At 43.4% G+C, this 581-nt stretch carries 1 protein-coding gene and 1 pseudogene; both read left to right on the forward strand.

The window, feature by feature from the left end; translation table 11 throughout:
* Positions 1-144 precede the first annotated feature (144 nt).
* Positions 145-309, forward strand: a complete 165-nt coding sequence (locus tag ACS8FC_RS19420; protein ID WP_057759803.1) for a rubredoxin — start codon at positions 145-147, stop codon at positions 307-309.
* A 27-nt stretch (positions 310-336) separates the two neighbouring features.
* A pseudogene (locus ACS8FC_RS19425) lies at positions 337-581 on the forward strand (alpha/beta hydrolase); the annotation flags it as partial.

A 581-nucleotide genomic window follows, 5' to 3' on the forward strand; every position in this document is an offset into this window, starting at 1 on the left:
AATATACAAGTGTAAACTTAACTATGAAAATAACGGTTATATGCTAAACTACGTGCGCTTTTACCGTCTAATATAATGACTGTAATACGAAATATAAGCGTTTATGACGCACTGTGACACTGGTAATGATCAATAGGACTATTTATGAAACGTTATGAATGTATTGTCTGCGGCTGGATCTATGATGAAGCGCTTGGCTGCCCTGAAGAAGGTATTGCCCCTGGTACCAAATGGGAAGATATCCCTGATGACTGGACCTGCCCTGAGTGCGGTGTCGGCAAGCTTGATTTTGAGATGCTTGAGCTGTAGTAGATGACCCTCTAATTAGGACACTTCATGACAACATCAAATGACATTAATAGTGCCAAATTGCCGGAAACGTCAGATACCAGTTTAGACAACACTCTAGACTTTTACCCTACTCCTGAATGGCAACGGTTTGGGAATCATCAGTGGCGCGACTCCGATCTTAGTCAACACCTTCATCAAGCGATGATTGATATTGGTGATGGTATAGAGCTATGTGTCGAAGCGGGTGGCAACCCTAATAATCCGCCCCTACTGATGATCATGGGGCTGGG

It is taken from the genome of Psychrobacter sp. 1Y4, from assembly GCF_051847555.1.